1 protein-coding gene is annotated in these 668 nt (G+C 64.2%); it reads right to left on the reverse strand.

The annotated features are described in order from the left end of the window. Positions 1-668: SDR family oxidoreductase (locus OB916_RS16950; RefSeq protein WP_315910475.1), on the reverse strand; the 668-nt coding region annotated here is incomplete at both ends.

Genomic DNA, 668 nt, shown 5'->3' on the forward strand with positions numbered 1-668 from the left:
TATCGGGCGGTGAAGCCGCTATCGACGGTCAGCGCCTCGCCGTTGGTGAACGACGCGCCGTCCGAGCAGAGCCACAGGACGGCGTCGGCGATCTCTTCGGGTTTGCCAAGCCGATCCTGGGAGTGCATGCCTTCGATCCACTCCCGGACGTTCTCGTTAGTGCTGATACCTGCCTCTTCGAGCATCTGGGTCTCGATGAAGCCCGGACAGACGGCGTTGACGCGAATCCCGTCCCCGGCGTATTCCCAGGCAGCGGTCTTCGTGAGGCCGAGCACGCCGTGTTTGGCCGAGACGTACGCCGAGGAGTTCTCGAAGCCGACCTTGCCGAGGATCGACGCCATGTTGACGATGACGCCGCCGTCGTCCTGCTCGGTCATCTGGCCGAGTTCGGCTTTCAGCGAGCGCCAGACGCCGTTGAGGTTGATGTCGATCGTCTGCTCCCAGCCTTCCTCGGGGACGTCACCGGCCGGCTCTTCCCCGCCGCTGATGCCGGCGTTGTTGACGGCGTAGTCCAGCCGGCCGAACTCATCGACAGCGGTATCGACCATCTTTTCGACGTCGTCCATGCTCGTGACGTCGGTGTTGACGTAGACGGCCTCTCCACCGTCGCTCTCGATCTGTTCGACCGTGTCCTGTCCGCCCTCGTCGTCGACGTCGGCGACGACGAC

This window comes from Halapricum hydrolyticum, from assembly GCF_025517535.1.
Lineage (GTDB): Archaea > Halobacteriota > Halobacteria > Halobacteriales > Haloarculaceae > Halapricum > Halapricum hydrolyticum.